We start from the raw sequence: 15,225 nt of genomic DNA, 5'->3' as shown, positions 1-15,225 counted from the left end.
GACTGGCTTTAGCCGGGAAGGCCTCGGATGTCACACCGCGAGATTGAGGGTGCCCACGCAGGCCCATTCCCGGCTAAAGCCGGTCCTACTAGCGCGTCCACTCGTAGGTTGGCTTTAGCCGAACCCAATGAATCAACGCGGTGAAAGGTGAACCACCATCAGTTGCACGGTTTCGTTGCCGCGAAATTCGTTCAGGTCCAGCTTGTAGGCCAGCTCGACCCAGCGCACAGTCGGGTTGGGCCATACGTCGCGGTCGACGCTGAAGGCGATGCCGTCAAGCTTCACGCTGCCGCACTCGGTCTTGAGTACCATCTTCAGATGGCGCTCGCCGACCACCCGCTGCTCCACCAGCTGGAACACGCCATGGAACAACGGTTCGGGAAAGTGCTGCCCCCACGGGCCGGCATTGCGCAGGGCACGGGCCAGTTCCAAATGAAATTCTTCCACCGCCAAGGTGCCGTCGGACAACAGCCGGCCGGTCAGGTCTTCTTCCTTGAGCTGGCGGCGAACCTCGGTGTCGAAGGCCTCGGCGAATGCCGGGAAGTTGCCTTCCGGCAGCGACAGCCCGGCCGCCATCGCGTGGCCGCCGAACTTGCTGATCAGCTCGGGATGTTTCGCCGCCACGGCATCCAGTGCGTCGCGGATGTGAAAGCCCGGCACCGAACGCGCCGACCCCTTCAGCACACCCTCGCCGGCGCTGGCGAACGCGATAGTCGGGCGGTGATAACGCTCTTTCAGGCGCGAAGCCAGAATGCCGATCACGCCTTGGTGCCACTCGGGTTCGAACAGGCACAGCCCAAACGGCATCGACTCCAGCGGCAGGTCCTTGAGCTGGGCGAGCGCCTCGCGCTGCATGCCCTGCTCGATGGATTTGCGGTCCTGATTGAGCTCGTCCAGACGCACCGCCATTTCCCGCGCCTCGGTCTCGTCATCACACAGCAGGCATTCGATGCCCAGGCTCATGTCATCCAGACGCCCGGCCGCATTCAGGCGCGGGCCGATGATGAACCCCAGATCGGTGGAGGTGATGCGCGACGCCTCGCGACGGGCGACCTCCAGAATGGCGCGCAAACCCGGACGTGCACGCCCGGCGCGGATGCGCATCAGCCCCTGGTGCACCAGAATCCGGTTGTTGGCATCCAGCGGCACCACGTCAGCGACGCTGCCCAGCGCCACCAGATCCAGCAATTCGCCCAGATTGGGTTGAGCGCGGCCCTCGAACCAGCCTATGTCCCGCAGTCGCGCGCGCAAGGCCATCAACACATAAAAGATCACGCCGACGCCGGCCAGCGACTTGCTCGGGAAGGTGCAGCCGGGCTGGTTCGGGTTAACGATGGCATCAGCCGCCGGCAATTCGTGGCCGGGCAAGTGGTGATCGGTGACCAACACCTGCAAGCCCGCCGCTTTCGCTGCCGCAACGCCTTCGACGCTGGAAATGCCATTGTCCACGGTCATCAGCAAATCGGGCTGACGTTCAAGGGCGACCTGGACGATTTCAGGTGTCAGGCCATAACCGAATTCGAAACGGTTCGGCACCAGGTAGTCCACGTGCGCGGCACCGAGCAAGCGCAGGCCCATCACGCCGACGGTGCTGGCCGTCGCGCCGTCGGCATCGAAGTCGCCCACGATGAGAATGCGATAGCGCTGCTGCAACGCCGTCACCAGCAGCTCGACGGCGGCGTCGATGCCCTTGAGCTGTTGATACGGAATCAATCGGGCAAGGCCCTTGTCGAGTTCTGCCTCCGAGGCGACACCGCGGGCCGCGTACAGCCGGGTGAGCAAGGGTGGCAGGTCGCCAAGAAAAGGCAGGGTGTCAGGTAACTCGCGTGGTTCGATGCGCATTCAGGTTCCGCTGGGATTCTCGTTGGGACTGGCAGGAGGCAGCGATGCCGTCGCGATGGCTTGGCAACAGCATCGCGAGGCCGTCGCGGTGCAGGCGTGAATCAGCCCCGCTCGCCTGCCAGCCACTGCAATTGCACTTCGTGCTGGCCGCGATCATCTGTGACGAAGATCGTGCCTTCGCTGATCATGACGTCCCACTTGATCACCCGTGGCATGTCCTTGGACAAGACTTCGAGCGCCTCTTGGGGTACCGAAGCGATGTTGACGTTCTTCAGCGTCTTGATCGCCGGTATGACCTTGCCTTCCCACACCCGCAGACTGCCGTAGGCCAGCAGGCTGGTGCGTTCGGTACGGCGCGAGCACCAGGTCAAACGGTCGGCGTCGGGCTGTCCGACTTCGATCCAGTGCAGGACGCGATCGTCCAGACTCTTTTCCCACAGCGCCGGTTCATCGACGTCTGACAGACCCCGGCCAAACGACAGGTGCTCGTTGTACCAGAAGGCGTAGGCCAGCAGGCGCACGGTCATGCGCTCTTCGGTTTCCGAAGGATGACGGGCGATGGTCTGCTTGACGGTTTCATAGACCCCGCGATCAAGGTCGGTGAGGTTGAGTTCGAACTTGTAGGTCGTGGACGGCTGGGCCATGAACGGGCTTCTAGAGAGACGGGAAAGGCGGCAAGTCTACCCGATGCAGCCCCGTTGAACGACCGAACTCGATGAGCGATGCGGCTCGTCTCTCAAATGGGAGACGGGGCACAACGTTCGCGAGGCGTTACTCATGCCCCCATGACATGTGTTAAATAAATGAGGCACATCACCGATTCCTTGCTGCGAGACGCTGTCGATGAGGGTCAACGCTTCCATGCATGTCACCGGTTCCCGAATGCGCGCCTTGCTGATCGCAGGCCTGTTCGCCTGCCTGCCCGGTACGGCGTCGGCACGTGAAACGCTGATCTGGCTGCTGCGCGACTTCCCGCCCCTGACCATATTTTCCGGACCATTGGCGGGCCAGGGCGCCATTGACAAGCTGATGCCCGAGCTGACCGCCCGGATGCCGGAGTACGATCACCAGGTCATGCACGTCAACCGCGCGCGCGGAACCCAGATGCTCAATGACCCCGACGTGTTCGCCTGCGACCCGACCCTGCTGTGGACGCCCGAGCGCGACAAAACCATTCTGTTTTCCATCCCGTCCTACGCCACGCCCAGTAACGGCGTCACGATCGAGCGAAGACGCCACGCACTGTTCGCACCGTTCATCAACGCCGACGGCCGCCTCGACCTTGCCGCCTTACTGGCCAGCGACAGCGTCGATGTCGGCATCGTCGGCGAACGCAGCTACGGCCCCGTCATCGATAAAGTGTTGCGCGAGACCCCGCACCCCGAACGTCTGATCCTGCACTACGGCAATACAGCGGTGGGCAGCATGCTGGAAATGGAACGGCTGGATCGCTTCCAGGCGATCATCAGTTACTGGCCGGAAGCGCGCTTTCACGCGCAGGAACAGGGCATTCCGCTAGCAGAGCTGGAGTTCTTGCCGGTCAAAGACGTGCCCAAATACCAGTTCGCTCACATTGCCTGTTCGAAGACCGAGAAAGGCCGTGCGGCGATGGAGATCATCAACCGGGAAATGCGTGTGCTGCGCGTGACGCGACTGATCGGGTTTTACGCGGAGTGGATGATGAAGAAGGAGGAATACCTGCGCGACGCCCAGACATTTTTCGATGAGGAAACGAATTGACGCCGGGTGAAATCCGCGCCTGGCGTTGAAGCCCTGAATGTCAGACAAAAGAAACCCCGAGCAGCGGGGAGACTACTCGGGGTCAACCGTGGTCCATCTTGGACCCGTACGGCAGGCAGCATGAACATCGGAGCACAATGCCTGCGCCTGCCGTAACTGATAGGAGCCTACCGAATGGAGAAGGTTCCCTGCGACTCAGACGAAAGGTCGGGAGGCAGCATAAGCGGCAGACTGGGACACATTGCGCATGGCAGCTATGACACAAGGCTCGATGCGCCCTTCTGCCACCATCAAATCACGGTGAAGACCATCTACCACGTCAGTCAGCTGACGCTTGTCGCCCAACTGCGATGCAGAAAAAACCCGTTCAATCACCATCGCACCCGCTGGATTTTTCAGCGTCACCAGGCGCTCGCCCAGAATACCGGCCGGGCCGATAATCGCCTGATAAGGAGACAGCGCTTCGCTCAGTAGCAAGCTGATATTTTCCATCCGGATCACCACTCAACAGTTTGAATGCAAAGGTGCTAACCAATGACCATTGGCAGCAGCGGAAAGTTCTGAGCAGTGTGGCGGTTTGACACATGCGCACTGACTGCAACAGCTTGACTCCGGAGCATGCCTGCCGAATGTGACAGGCAAAATTTACACCCCTGATGCCTTCGCCCGCCCCAATTCGTCGAGCAGCGCCTTCAACTGCCCTGCCGCCCGCTCCGCGGCCTGACGTGCTTCGCGCAACTCGCTCTCCAGGCGCTTACGCTCGCTGATGTCCATCCAGCCGCCGAGCAATCCCTGCATTTGACCGTCGGCGCGATGATAGGGCACCGCCCATTGCCAGGCGTAGACCCGTCGCCCGGCCAGCGTAAGGACGCGCTCGGCAAACACCGGCTCCTGCGTCTCCAGCAGCTTCATGTAATCGGCGTGCAGTTGCTCGGCCATATCGCGGTCAACGAGATCGACATCGGTCAGGCGTCGGCCTTGCATCTGTTCGTAACCGATCCCGAAGCTCTCCTCATAACTGCGGTTGCAGGCGACGAGCCGGCCTTGCAGATCACGCACATAAACAGGGTTGGGGAACGCATCGAGCAATGTCCGTTTGAAGGCGAGCTGATCACCCAACTGTGCTTCGGCGCGCTGCCGTTGATGGATCTGATACCTCAGGCGGCTACTCCAGACCAGCGACACCAGACCCAGCAACAGTGAGGCGCCCGTAACCCCGTAGATCCAGTTGGGGATGCGGTTCCACACCGAAGGCGCAGCGGCTGCCGCGCCGAGCCATTTGAGGCGAATAGCGCGCATTTCCGTCACGGAAAATTCCTCAAGGGCCTTGTTCAGAATGCCGAGCAATTCGGGATGGGCCTTGACCACGGAAAACCGGTCCGGAGACCACAACCCTTCGACGCTGCGGCCCACTTTCAGCCCGCCGGGCGGATACAGCCAGGCGCCCGCCTCGTTCTGAATAGTGGCGTCCGCCTCCCCCTCCTCGACGAGCTGGCGGGCTTCGGCGTAGGTGGGCACGAGCAGCAGGCGGATCTGCGGGTAGCGTGTCTGAATAAACTCCAGCAACGCATGTCGCGCGGGGAGTGCGAGCACCTTGCCGGTCATGTTCGCCAGCTGAAGGGAGACATTGCTGTCGGCGCGCTCCAGAAATACCCAGCTGTTGCCTCCAAATGCATACGTGAAATACAGCATTTTCTTGCGCTCGGGGTTCTCGGCCAGGGTGGTATTCATGTGCGCGCCGCCGTCTGCCAGGGTCTCAAGCAGAGAATGGGTGGAAGGCGCTTCCTGATAGACAAACTGCAACCCGGTCAGGCGCGAGATGCGCGCCAGCACATCGACATTCAGCCCCACCCATTGACCACGAGCGTCTTTGTAGATGTAGGGAGGGTGCTGAGTTGACGCCACCACCACCCGCGGATGTTTGCGGATCCACAACTGTTCAACGGGGTTGATACTGACTTGCCGACGCGCAGGGTCAGCGCCAAGCCCGACGGTCCATCGGCTCAGGATTTCCCGGTGCAAAGACTCGTCCATGTCTGCCAGCACGCGGTCGAACAGTGCGTGAAGTCTTGCGTCTTTATCGCGAAGGGCGAACGAAAAACCCATGGGGGGCAACAAGCTGTCGAACTTGCTTTGCAGCCCCAGGTACGGGCGCAAAAGGCTGTAGGACTGCACCACGAGCTCGTTGGCAATCAGCGCGTCGGCGTCGTCGTGGGCCAACGCCTCCATGGCGCTGTAGAGCGTGGGCGCAAGCACGATGTTGCTTTCGGGGTAGATGCGCTGCACAACCGCAGCGTCGGCATAGCCGTCCAGCAGCACCACGCGTTTGCCTTCCAGCGTAGGCTTGAGGCTGGTGTCGTTGGCCCGGCCGAACACCACCGCGCGGTCCGCCAGGTAGTCGCGCGTCATCGACAGTCCGGCTTTGTTTCGCTCAAATCCGCTGGCGCTGGTCAGCACGTCGATGTCACCGGCCAAGAGTGCCTCCACCGCCTTCTCTCGTTTAGCGAACCCTCGCACTTGAACGGGAATTGCCAACCGGGCGCTGACCACGCTGAGGTAATCCGCGCTGATGCCCTGATAGCGATTGCGGTCAGTGGTGATGTCGACGGGCTCGTGATCGGCGACGGAAATGCCAACCCGGAGCGTTTTTCGTGCGTCCAGCCACTGACGGTCCGCGTCATTGAGGGCGATGGGCTGTTGCGCAAGGAAAGGCGCACCCAGGGCGAACGGCAGGTTTTCACTGGAGTGACCCATGGGACTGTAGAGGCAGACGAGCAGCAGCAATGCCCATAGCGCCGGTCGGAGATCAAGGTGACGGCCATTGAATGCCGTTGAGTAAAAATGTTTAACAACCACAGGCTTATCCGAGAAATTAAGATTCTTCGGAAGTGTGGCACGCAGAAAAAACAAGGCCCGCTGCGAGGCGGGCCTTAGTTGTTACACGGCGATACGGTCAGAGAGGTTTGCCACGATTGCCATGCTGGCTGACAAAGGCCTGTACGGCCTTGAGGTCATTTGGCAGGACGGTGCAGCGTTCGTCTCGCTCAAACAAATCAGACAAATGTGCAGGCAGCTCAAGCGCTTTTCCTACACCGGCCTTCAGCACGGCATCCGGGAACTTGACCGGATGCGCCGTTCCCAGAATCACCATCGGCGTATCGAGGCTGCGGCGGCAGTCCCGTGCGGCTTTCACGCCGATCGCGGTGTGCGGATCGAGCAGCTCGCCAGTGCTGGCGAATACTTCGGCGATGGTTTTGCAGGTGTCTTCGTCACTGACCGCCAGCGAATCAAACAGCTTGCGGGTTTCGGTCCAGCGTTCTTCATCCACGCTGAAACCGCCGCCTTGCCTGAAGGTGTCCATCAGCTTGGCAATCGCGCCGCCGTTGCGACCGTGCATGTCGAACAGCAGACGCTCGAAGTTGGACGACACCATGATGTCCATCGAAGGGGTCAACGTCGCGTGCAGGGTTTCCTTGACGTACTGATTGCCGCTCATGAAGCGGTGCAGGATGTCGTTGCGATTGGTCGCGACCACCAGTTGGCTGATCGGCAGGCCCATGTTGCGGGCCAGGTAACCGGCGAAGATGTCACCGAAATTGCCGGTCGGCACGGAGAACGCCACCGAACGTGCCGGGCCGCCCAACTGCAGCGACGCGTGAATGTAGTAGACGATCTGAGCCATGATCCGCGCCCAGTTGATCGAGTTCACCGCCACCAGACGCGTGCCTTTGAGGAAGCTCTGGTCGGCGAAGCTGTTCTTGACCATTTCCTGGCAGTCGTCGAAGTTGCCTTCGATCGCGATGTTATGGATGTTCTCGCCGAAGATGGTGGTCATCTGGCGGCGCTGAACATCGGACACGCGATTGTTCGGGTGCAGGATGAAGATATCGACGTTGTCGCAACGACGGCAGCCTTCGATGGCGGCCGAGCCAGTGTCACCGGAGGTGGCGCCGATGATGACCACACGTTCGCCGCGCTTCTCGAGCACGTAGTCCAGCAGACGACCCAGCAGTTGCAGGGCGAAATCCTTGAACGCCAGGGTCGGGCCATGGAAAAGCTCCAGCACCCACTCGTTGCCGTTGAGCTGACGCAGGGGCGCAACCGCAGCGTGGGAGAACACGCCGTAGGTTTCTTCGAGGATCTTCTTGAAATCCGCGTCCGGGATGCTGCCGGTCACGAACGGGCGCATGACGCGAAACGCCAACTCGTGGTAAGGCAGGCCGGCCCAGGACGCGATTTCTTCCTGGGTGAAACGCGGCAGGTTTTCCGGAACGTACAGACCGCCATCGCTCGCCAGACCGGTCAGCAGCACGTCTTCGAAATTCAGGGCCGGTGCCTGGCCGCGGGTACTGATATAGCGCATTGTTCAAACCTTCGGTTTGGGCGGCAAGCTTCGAGTGGCGGGCTGCAAGTCAAAGTGCTTAACCTTCAACTCCAGCCAGGGACCCAAAGCTCACCGCGGTATGATTTTGCTGTTACTTGCAGCTTGCCGCTTAACGCTTGCGGCTGATCTCAGTTCAAATGCTCAACGCGGATGCGGACAACCGGCCCGGCGACATCTTCCAGCGCTTCCAGCGCTTTGATCGCATCGTTCATGCGTTTCTCGACCACGCGGTGGGTCAGCAGAATCATCGGCACCAGGCCGTCATGTTCTTCGACTTCTTTCTGCATGATCGATTCGATGTTGATGCCGCGCTCGGACAGGATGCTCGCCACCTGCGCCAGCACGCCGGGATGATCCTTGGCCTGGATGCGCAGGTAGTAGGCACTTTCGCACGCGTCGATCGGCAGGATCGGGTGGGCCGACAGCGAGTCGGGCTGAAAGGCCAGATGCGGGACACGGTTTTCCGGATCGGTGGTCAGGGCACGGACCACGTCGACCAGATCTGCGACGACGGACGAAGCGGTCGGCTCCATGCCGGCACCTGCGCCGTAGAACAGAGTCGATCCGGCTGCATCGCCGTTGACCATCACGGCGTTCATCACACCGTTGACGTTGGCGATCAGGCGATCGGCCGGGATCAGGGTCGGGTGGACGCGCAGCTCGATACCGCTCGGCGTGCTGCGGGCGACGCCCAGGTGCTTGATCCGGTAGCCCAGCGCTTCGGCGTAATTGACGTCGGCGGTGGTCAGCTTGGTGATGCCCTCGGTGTAGGCCTTGTCGAATTGCAGCGGGATGCCAAAAGCGATGGACGCCAGAATGGTCAGCTTGTGCGCCGCGTCGATGCCTTCGACGTCGAAGGTCGGATCGGCTTCTGCGTAACCAAGCGCCTGCGCTTCAGCGAGGACGTCCGGGAAGGTACGGCCTTTTTCGCGCATCTCGGTGAGGATGAAGTTGCCGGTGCCGTTGATGATGCCGGCCACCCAGTTGATGCGGTTGGCCGACAGGCCTTCACGAATGGCCTTGATCACCGGAATGCCGCCCGCCACTGCCGCTTCGAATGCGACGATGACGCCCTTCTCCCGGGCCTTGGCGAAAATTTCGTTGCCGTGCACGGCGATCAGCGCCTTGTTGGCGGTGACCACGTGCTTGCCGTTTTCGATGGCCTTGAGCACCAGTTCGCGGGCGATGGTGTAGCCACCGATCAGCTCGATGACGATGTCGATTTCAGGGTTGCTCGCCACGTCGAACACGTCGGTCGTGGTCGGGGTACCGGTAATCTGGCAATTGGGGTTTGGTGTACGCATGGCAATCTGCGCCACTTCGATTCCACGCCCGGCACGACGGGCAATTTCCTCGGCGTTACGCTTTAGCACATTGAAGGTACCGCCACCGACAGTACCCAGCCCACAGATGCCTACTTTGACCGGTTTCACTATGAACTCCCCATAAAACGGCCGACGCGAGGCCGGCCGTGGAATCAGCCGCATTCAACACGGCCCGCTATTGATGAAGCGCTGCAGACAGGCCGCTTCAGTGTCTACCGCAGGAGGCTGCGATAAACGAAATTACTTGGCGCCGAGCGCCAGTTTGGCCACTTGCGGCGCCGGCTGGTAGCCCGGAATCAGCTGACCGTCGGCCAACACGATGGCCGGTGTGCCGTTCACGCCGATGGACTGGCCGATCTCGAACTGTTTGGTGACCGGGTTATCGCACTTGGGCGCCTGAATATTCTTGCCGTCGACCATGCGGTCCATTGCACCGCGGCGGTCCTTGGAGCACCACACTGCCTGGAGTTGCTCGTCACCCGGCGAACCGAGGCCCTGACGCGGGAACGCTACATAGCGCACTTCGATGCCGCGCTTGTTTAGCTCCGGCACTTCGGCGTGCAGCTTGTGGCAGTACGGGCAGGTGGTGTCGGTGAACACCGTGATGTGGGATTTGGTCTCGCCCACGGCTGGGTAGACGACCATCTCAGCGGCAGGGATGCCGTTGATGGTCTTGGAAATCGCCTGACGCTCGACTTTCTCGGTCAGGTTGACCGGCTTGCCGGCCTGCATCTGATACAGGTTGCCCTGCATCACGAACTGGCCGTCCGCACTGGCGTACAGCACGCGACCGCCTTTCAGATTGACCTCATAGAGGCCGTTCAACGGGCTGCTGGAAATGCTCTCGATGGGAATTTCCAGATTGAGCGATTCCAGGGTCTTGCGAATGGCTTTGTCGGACGCCTCATCGGCGTGGGCAAACAGGCTGAAAGAGCTGGCCAGCGCTACAACGGCAGCACCGAGAAAACGAGTGACGCGCATGAAAACTCCTCGAGCGGTGAGCAGACGGGCCGGGCTGAAAACGGGTGGCGAAACCGCACCAGGATGTTTTCAGGGCCTTGATCTGCGAAACCGGCAAAGCCTATCACATAAGGCTCGCAAGGCCGACGCCCGCCGATGTAAGACAGGTCGCAAATTACTGAAGTCATCTACCCCCTCGGGTGGTGCTTCGCATGCATTTCCTGCAACCGCGCGCGGGCGACGTGGGTGTAGATTTGCGTCGTCGACAGATCACTGTGACCGAGGAGCATCTGCACGACGCGAAGATCGGCGCCATGGTTGAGCAAGTGCGTGGCAAAGGCGTGACGCAGGGTGTGTGGCGAGAGGGACTTGCCGATGCCGGCGACTTTGGCCTGGTGCTTGATGCGGTGCCAGAAGGTCTGGCGGGTCATCTGCTCGCCGCGCTGGCTGGGAAACAGCACGTCGCTGGGGCGGCCGTTGAGCAATTCGTGGCGGGCGTCGCGCATGTAGCGCTCGACCCAGACGATGGCTTCCTCCCCCATCGGCACCAGCCGCTCTTTGCTGCCCTTGCCCATGATGCGCAGCACACCCTGGCGCAAGTTGACCTGCTCAAGCGTCAGGCTGATCAGCTCGGTCACCCGCAGTCCGCAGGCGTAGAGCACTTCAAGCATCGCCCGGTCACGCTGGCCGATGGCGTCGCTCAGGTCGGGCGCAGCCAGCAACGCTTCGACGTCGGCTTCGGACAAGGATTTGGGAAGTGGCTTACCCAGTTGCGGCATGTCGACCTGCAACGTAGGGTCGACCGCGATCAGCTTTTCTCTGAGCAGGTAGCGATAGAAGCCACGTACGCCGGAAAGCAGTCGCGCTGTCGAGCGAGGCTTGTAGCCGTTGTCGACCCGCCATCCGAGGTGATCGAGAATCGCCTCCCGACTGACACTCATCAGGTCCACGCCCTGCTCCTGCAACCAGCCGTTGAACAGTGCGAGGTCACTGCGATAGGCATGGCGCGTGTTGTCCGACAGCCCTTTCTCCAGCCACAGAGCGTCAAGGAAGCGGTCGATCATGGGATGGTCAATGGCGGGCATGGGTTCTGACTTGGGGGGTGGAAACCGGTGGCAGTTTTTCATACTTGCGAAGGCGGGACAAAACCGAATGCCAGAAAGCAAAAAAGCAGCCCGTAGGCTGCTTTTTCATTCGCGTGGGAAGACTGGGATTAAACCAGTTTTTCCTTGATGCGAGCTGCTTTACCGGACAGGTCACGCAGGTAGTACAGCTTGGCCTTGCGAACGTCGCCGCGACGTTTCACAGCCATGCTGTCGATTTGCGGGCTGTAGGTCTGGAAAGTACGTTCAACGCCAACACCGTTGGAGATTTTACGAACAGTGAAAGCACTGTTCACACCACGGTTACGCTTGGCGATAACAACGCCTTCGAACGCCTGCAGACGAGCGCGGTCGCCTTCCTTCACTTTCACCTGAACGACAATGGTGTCGCCCGGGGCAAAGGGAGGGATCTCTTTGGTCATCTGCTCTGCTTCGAGTGCAAGGATGATTTTGTTAGTCATGCTGTGCTCCTAAGGTAAATCGGTTCGATCTACCATCGATACGTTAACTATCGTCCCGCTCGCGGAGGTATTCCGCCAGCAGCTTCTTCTCTTCTCCAGAAAGCGAGCGGCTTTCCAGAAGATCGGCGCGTCGTTCATAGGTCCGCCCAAGGGACTGCTGTAAACGCCAACGCCGGATGTGTGCGTGATTGCCACTAAGCAATACGTCGGGAACACGCTGATCCGCATACACCTCCGGTCGGGTGTAGTGCGGGCAATCCAGCAGACCATCCGTGAAGGAATCTTCCTCCGCGGAATCTACATGCCCTAAAGCTCCAGGCAGCAGTCGCGTAACCGCATCTATCAGGACCATGGCCGGCAGCTCACCGCCAGATAACACATAGTCGCCAATCGACCACTCTTCATCGACATGAGCTTCAATGAAACGCTCGTCGACGCCTTCATAACGACCGGCAATCAGGATAAGTGCTTCTTCCTGCGCCAGTTCGCGTACCGCAGACTGATCCAGCTTGCGGCCTTGTGGCGACAGGTAAATCACCTTCGCCGCATCCCCCGCCGCCTGCCTGGCCTGAGCCAGAGCATCTTCGAGAGGCTTGATCTTCATCACCATGCCAGGGCCACCGCCAAACGGGCGATCGTCCACAGTGTGATGTCGATCAGTGGTGTAATCCCGCGGATTCCAACAGGTCAGCTGCAACAGCTCCTGTTTCACCGCACGGCTGGTAATGCCGTATTCGCTGATGGCGGAAAACATCTCGGGAAACAGCGTGATGACTTCTATGCGCAGGCTGGCCATTGCTTAGAAATCCGCGTCCCATTCCACCTTCATCTCGCCTGCAACCAGATCAACTGCCAACACGCATTGCTCCGTATAGGGCAAAAGGCGTTCGCGATCATCCAGACTGCCTGCGCAGGGTTTGACCACCATTACATCGTTTGCGCCGGTTTCCAGAAGATGATCGACCTTCCCGAGCAATTGCCCAAGACCGTCAATGACCTTCAGACCTTCAAGCTGGTACCAGTAGTACTCGCCGTCGGTCAATTCAGGGAACAGGTTGCGCGGCACGCAGATCTCATAACCGGCCAGAAGACGAGCTTCTTCACGATCATCAAGACCCTTGAGCTTGGCGACCAGGAACTTGTCGTTCCCGCGTCCACTGACCAGCTCGACCTGTTTCACATTGCCTTCGCGCTTGAGCGTCCAGGTTTTGTACTGCAACAGGTTTTCAGTCGGATCAGTAAAGGAATACACCTTCACTTCGCCGCGAACGCCGTGTACCGAGTAAATCTTGCCGATGACGATCAGATCGTCGGCGGAAGCTGGCGTCGCGTTCATATTGCTCAGGCCGCAGCCTTGGCAGATTCCTTCAACAGCGAAGCAACACGCTCAGAAGGTTGTGCACCAACGCTCAGCCAGTAGGCCAGACGCTCTTGGTTCACGGACAGACGGATTTCCTGACCACGGGCAACCGGGTTGAAGAAACCGATTTGTTCCTTGTGGGAACCGTCACGTGGGTTGCGGCTGTCGGTGACAGTCAGGTGGTAGAACGGGCGCTTTTTAGAGCCGCCAAGGGCAAGACGGATTGTTAGCATTGAACAATTTTCCTGTAGTCGGTGCTGCAAATCTAAGATGCACAGCGGGCATGGGTGCCCGAAAGGCCGCATATTCTAAGGAATATCCGGATTTTTGCAAATGACTTTTTCCGGCGTACGCCGTCAGGCCACTTAGATCTGCCGTGGAGCCGTCAGCGAGGACGGCGGTGAGCGCCTGCCTGAGCAGGCCATCGGGACGGTTGCCCCCATGAATGACGCGCGGGAATCACTCCCGCGCGATGCAATTTACATTTTGGGCATACCGCCGCCGGGCAACATTCCGCCCATGCCGCGCATCATTTTCGCCATGCCGCCCTTGGTCGAAAACTTTTTCATCATCTTCTGCATCTGTTTGTGCTGCTTGATCAGACGACCGATGTCCTGCACCTGGGTGCCCGAACCCATGGCGATACGGCGTTTGCGTGAACCGCTGATCAGCTCAGGGTCGCGACGCTCGGCCGGGGTCATCGAATTGATGATGGCTTCCATTTGCTTGAACTGCTTTTCGGCGGCGCCTTGTGCGTTACCCATCTGCGACAGGTTCACGCCACCGATGCTTGGCAGCTTGTCCATGAGCCCGCCCAGGCCGCCCATGTTCTTCATTTGTTGCAGCTGATCGCGGAAGTCTTCGAGGTCGAAGCCCTTGCCCTTCTTCAGCTTCTTGGCCAGCTTGTCGGCCTTGTCCTTGTCGAGGGTCTGTTCGGCCTGCTCGATCAGGCTGAGCACATCACCCATACCGAGGATGCGCGATGCGATACGGTCCGGATGGAAAGGCTCCAGCGCCTCGCTCTTCTCGCCCATGCCGATGAACTTGATCGGCTTGCCGGTAATGGCGCGCACCGACAGTGCAGCACCGCCACGGGCATCGCCGTCGACCTTGGTCAGGATCACACCGGTCAGCGGCAGCGCATCACCAAACGCCTTGGCGGTGTTCGCAGCATCCTGGCCGGTCATCGCGTCGACGACGAACAGCGTCTCGGCCGGCTTGACCGCCGCGTGCAGCGCCTGGATCTCGCCCATCATCTCGGCGTCGATGTGCAGACGACCGGCGGTGTCGAGGATCACGACATCAATGAACTTGAGTTTGGCTTCTTTAATAGCCGCTTCGGCAATGTCGACCGGCTTCTGGCTGATGTCGGACGGGAAGAACGTCACGCCGATGTCGTTGGCCAGGGTTTCCAGTTGCTTGATCGCGGCCGGACGATAGACGTCCGCCGACACCAGCATCACGGTTTTCTTTTTGCGTTCTTTCAGGAATCGGGCGAGCTTGCCGGCAGTGGTGGTCTTGCCCGCACCTTGCAGACCCGCCATCAGGATGACCGCCGGCGGCGTGACGTTGAGGGTCAGCTCTTCGTTGGCCGCCCCCATCATCTCTTCCAGCTCGGCCTGGACAATCTTCACGAACGCCTGGCCCGGCGTGAGGCTGCGCGACACCTCGGTGCCGACGGCGCGCTCCTTGATGCGATTGACGAAGTCTTTGACAACCGGCAAGGCGACGTCGGCTTCAAGCAGCGCCATACGCACTTCACGCAGTGTGTCCTTGATGTTGTCCTCGGTCAGCTTGGCTTTACCAGTGACCTGGCGCAGCGTCTGCGAGAGACGATCTGTCAGATTTTCAAACATGCGTGATCCTTTGGGTTCGTGCTGAACCCCGATTGATGCGGCCAGGCCCGTAGCGGCCTTTTTCAGTCGGCTGGCGAGATCGCGACGCCTGCTCTTCAGAGAGTCGCTATTGAAATAGGGACGCTATAAAGGCGGCTGAAACAGCGATCGGCTAGCCTGTGGCTTGAGCAGGTCGCGGATTATAGCGAAGACTC

General features: G+C 60.2%; 13 protein-coding genes and 1 pseudogene. 1 reads left to right on the top strand and 13 read right to left on the bottom strand.

Annotation, left to right across the window (positions count from 1 at the left end; genetic code table 11):
* Positions 1–132: 132 nt before the first annotated feature.
* Positions 133–1,842, bottom strand: coding sequence for a single-stranded-DNA-specific exonuclease RecJ (gene recJ / locus SLW74_RS00970; protein WP_410927864.1), 1,710 nt, complete (start codon positions 1,840–1,842; stop codon positions 133–135).
* A 101-nt stretch (positions 1,843–1,943) separates the two neighbouring features.
* Positions 1,944–2,486, bottom strand: coding sequence for a YaeQ family protein (locus SLW74_RS00965; RefSeq protein ID WP_065989944.1), 543 nt, complete (start codon positions 2,484–2,486; stop codon positions 1,944–1,946).
* A gap of 250 nt (positions 2,487–2,736) precedes the next feature.
* Between SLW74_RS00965 and SLW74_RS00960 the strand changes: the two genes are divergently transcribed.
* Positions 2,737–3,582 carry a TIGR02285 family protein gene (locus tag SLW74_RS00960; RefSeq protein WP_410928093.1) on the top strand — a complete coding sequence of 282 codons (846 nt, stop codon included), beginning with the start codon at positions 2,737–2,739 and terminating at the stop codon, positions 3,580–3,582.
* Between the two features lie 195 nt (positions 3,583–3,777).
* On the opposite strand, the gene SLW74_RS00955 is transcribed toward SLW74_RS00960, so the two are convergent.
* The 11 genes and pseudogenes from SLW74_RS00955 to ffh all read right to left on the bottom strand — a co-directional run bounded on the left by SLW74_RS00955 (position 3,778) and on the right by ffh (position 15,031).
* Positions 3,778–4,074 carry a DUF3509 domain-containing protein gene (locus SLW74_RS00955; RefSeq protein WP_410927863.1) on the bottom strand — a complete coding sequence of 99 codons (297 nt, stop codon included), beginning with the start codon at positions 4,072–4,074 and terminating at the stop codon, positions 3,778–3,780.
* 213 nt (positions 4,075–4,287) lie between these two features.
* Positions 4,288–6,336 (bottom strand): annotated as a pseudogene (locus tag SLW74_RS00950) (transporter substrate-binding domain-containing protein); the annotation flags it as partial.
* Between the two features lie 199 nt (positions 6,337–6,535).
* The gene (gene thrC, locus SLW74_RS00945) at positions 6,536–7,945 is read right to left on the bottom strand and encodes a threonine synthase (RefSeq protein ID WP_410927862.1); all 1,410 of its coding nucleotides are present in this window, start codon (positions 7,943–7,945) and stop codon (positions 6,536–6,538) included.
* A gap of 149 nt (positions 7,946–8,094) precedes the next feature.
* Complete coding sequence (locus SLW74_RS00940; protein ID WP_122623446.1) at positions 8,095–9,399, bottom strand: homoserine dehydrogenase; 1,305 nt, start codon at positions 9,397–9,399, stop codon at positions 8,095–8,097.
* 132 nt (positions 9,400–9,531) lie between these two features.
* Positions 9,532–10,272, bottom strand: coding sequence for a bifunctional protein-disulfide isomerase/oxidoreductase DsbC (gene dsbC / locus SLW74_RS00935; RefSeq protein WP_065989952.1), 741 nt, complete (start codon positions 10,270–10,272; stop codon positions 9,532–9,534).
* Between the two features lie 167 nt (positions 10,273–10,439).
* Complete coding sequence (gene xerD, locus SLW74_RS00930) at positions 10,440–11,336, bottom strand: site-specific tyrosine recombinase XerD (RefSeq protein WP_065989954.1); 897 nt, start codon at positions 11,334–11,336, stop codon at positions 10,440–10,442.
* 128 nt (positions 11,337–11,464) lie between these two features.
* Positions 11,465–11,815: a 50S ribosomal protein L19 gene (gene rplS, locus SLW74_RS00925; RefSeq protein ID WP_037012438.1), complete on the bottom strand. Its 351-nt coding sequence runs from the start codon at positions 11,813–11,815 to the stop codon at positions 11,465–11,467.
* 43 nt (positions 11,816–11,858) lie between these two features.
* Positions 11,859–12,611, bottom strand: a complete 753-nt coding sequence (trmD, locus tag SLW74_RS00920; protein ID WP_065989956.1) for a tRNA (guanosine(37)-N1)-methyltransferase TrmD — start codon at positions 12,609–12,611, stop codon at positions 11,859–11,861.
* 3 nt (positions 12,612–12,614) lie between these two features.
* Positions 12,615–13,151, bottom strand: a complete 537-nt coding sequence (rimM, locus tag SLW74_RS00915) for a ribosome maturation factor RimM (protein ID WP_037012440.1) — start codon at positions 13,149–13,151, stop codon at positions 12,615–12,617.
* A gap of 5 nt (positions 13,152–13,156) precedes the next feature.
* Positions 13,157–13,408 (bottom strand): 30S ribosomal protein S16, encoded by a 252-nt coding sequence (gene rpsP, locus SLW74_RS00910; protein ID WP_037012442.1) that lies wholly within the window; start codon positions 13,406–13,408, stop codon positions 13,157–13,159.
* Positions 13,409–13,654: 246 nt separating this feature from the next.
* Positions 13,655–15,031: a signal recognition particle protein gene (gene ffh, locus SLW74_RS00905; RefSeq protein ID WP_065989960.1), complete on the bottom strand. Its 1,377-nt coding sequence runs from the start codon at positions 15,029–15,031 to the stop codon at positions 13,655–13,657.
* Between the last annotated feature and the right edge of the window lie 194 nt (positions 15,032–15,225).

The organism is Pseudomonas sp. W5-36 (genome assembly GCF_046540455.1).
GTDB lineage: Bacteria > Pseudomonadota > Gammaproteobacteria > Pseudomonadales > Pseudomonadaceae > Aquipseudomonas > Aquipseudomonas graminis_B.
Note: the sequence above shows the minus strand (reverse complement) of the source record. Positions and strands in the feature narration are given on the sequence as shown.

What these genes read in the sequence shown, in the direction of transcription:
- rpsP (WP_037012442.1), bottom strand. Translation starts at nt 13,408, where the DNA reads ATGCTAACAATCCGTCTTGCCCTTGGCGGCTCTAAAAAGCGCCCGTTC.
- dsbC (WP_065989952.1), bottom strand. Translation starts at nt 10,272, where the DNA reads ATGCGCGTCACTCGTTTTCTCGGTGCTGCCGTTGTAGCGCTGGCCAGC.
- SLW74_RS00965 (WP_065989944.1), bottom strand. Translation starts at nt 2,486, where the DNA reads ATGGCCCAGCCGTCCACGACCTACAAGTTCGAACTCAACCTCACCGAC.
- rplS (WP_037012438.1), bottom strand. Translation starts at nt 11,815, where the DNA reads ATGACTAACAAAATCATCCTTGCACTCGAAGCAGAGCAGATGACCAAA.
- trmD (WP_065989956.1), bottom strand. Translation starts at nt 12,611, where the DNA reads ATGGCCAGCCTGCGCATAGAAGTCATCACGCTGTTTCCCGAGATGTTT.
- thrC (WP_410927862.1), bottom strand. Translation starts at nt 7,945, where the DNA reads ATGCGCTATATCAGTACCCGCGGCCAGGCACCGGCCCTGAATTTCGAA.
- ffh (WP_065989960.1), bottom strand. Translation starts at nt 15,031, where the DNA reads ATGTTTGAAAATCTGACAGATCGTCTCTCGCAGACGCTGCGCCAGGTC.
- xerD (WP_065989954.1), bottom strand. Translation starts at nt 11,336, where the DNA reads ATGCCCGCCATTGACCATCCCATGATCGACCGCTTCCTTGACGCTCTG.
- recJ (WP_410927864.1), bottom strand. Translation starts at nt 1,842, where the DNA reads ATGCGCATCGAACCACGCGAGTTACCTGACACCCTGCCTTTTCTTGGC.
- rimM (WP_037012440.1), bottom strand. Translation starts at nt 13,151, where the DNA reads ATGAACGCGACGCCAGCTTCCGCCGACGATCTGATCGTCATCGGCAAG.
- SLW74_RS00955 (WP_410927863.1), bottom strand. Translation starts at nt 4,074, where the DNA reads ATGGAAAATATCAGCTTGCTACTGAGCGAAGCGCTGTCTCCTTATCAG.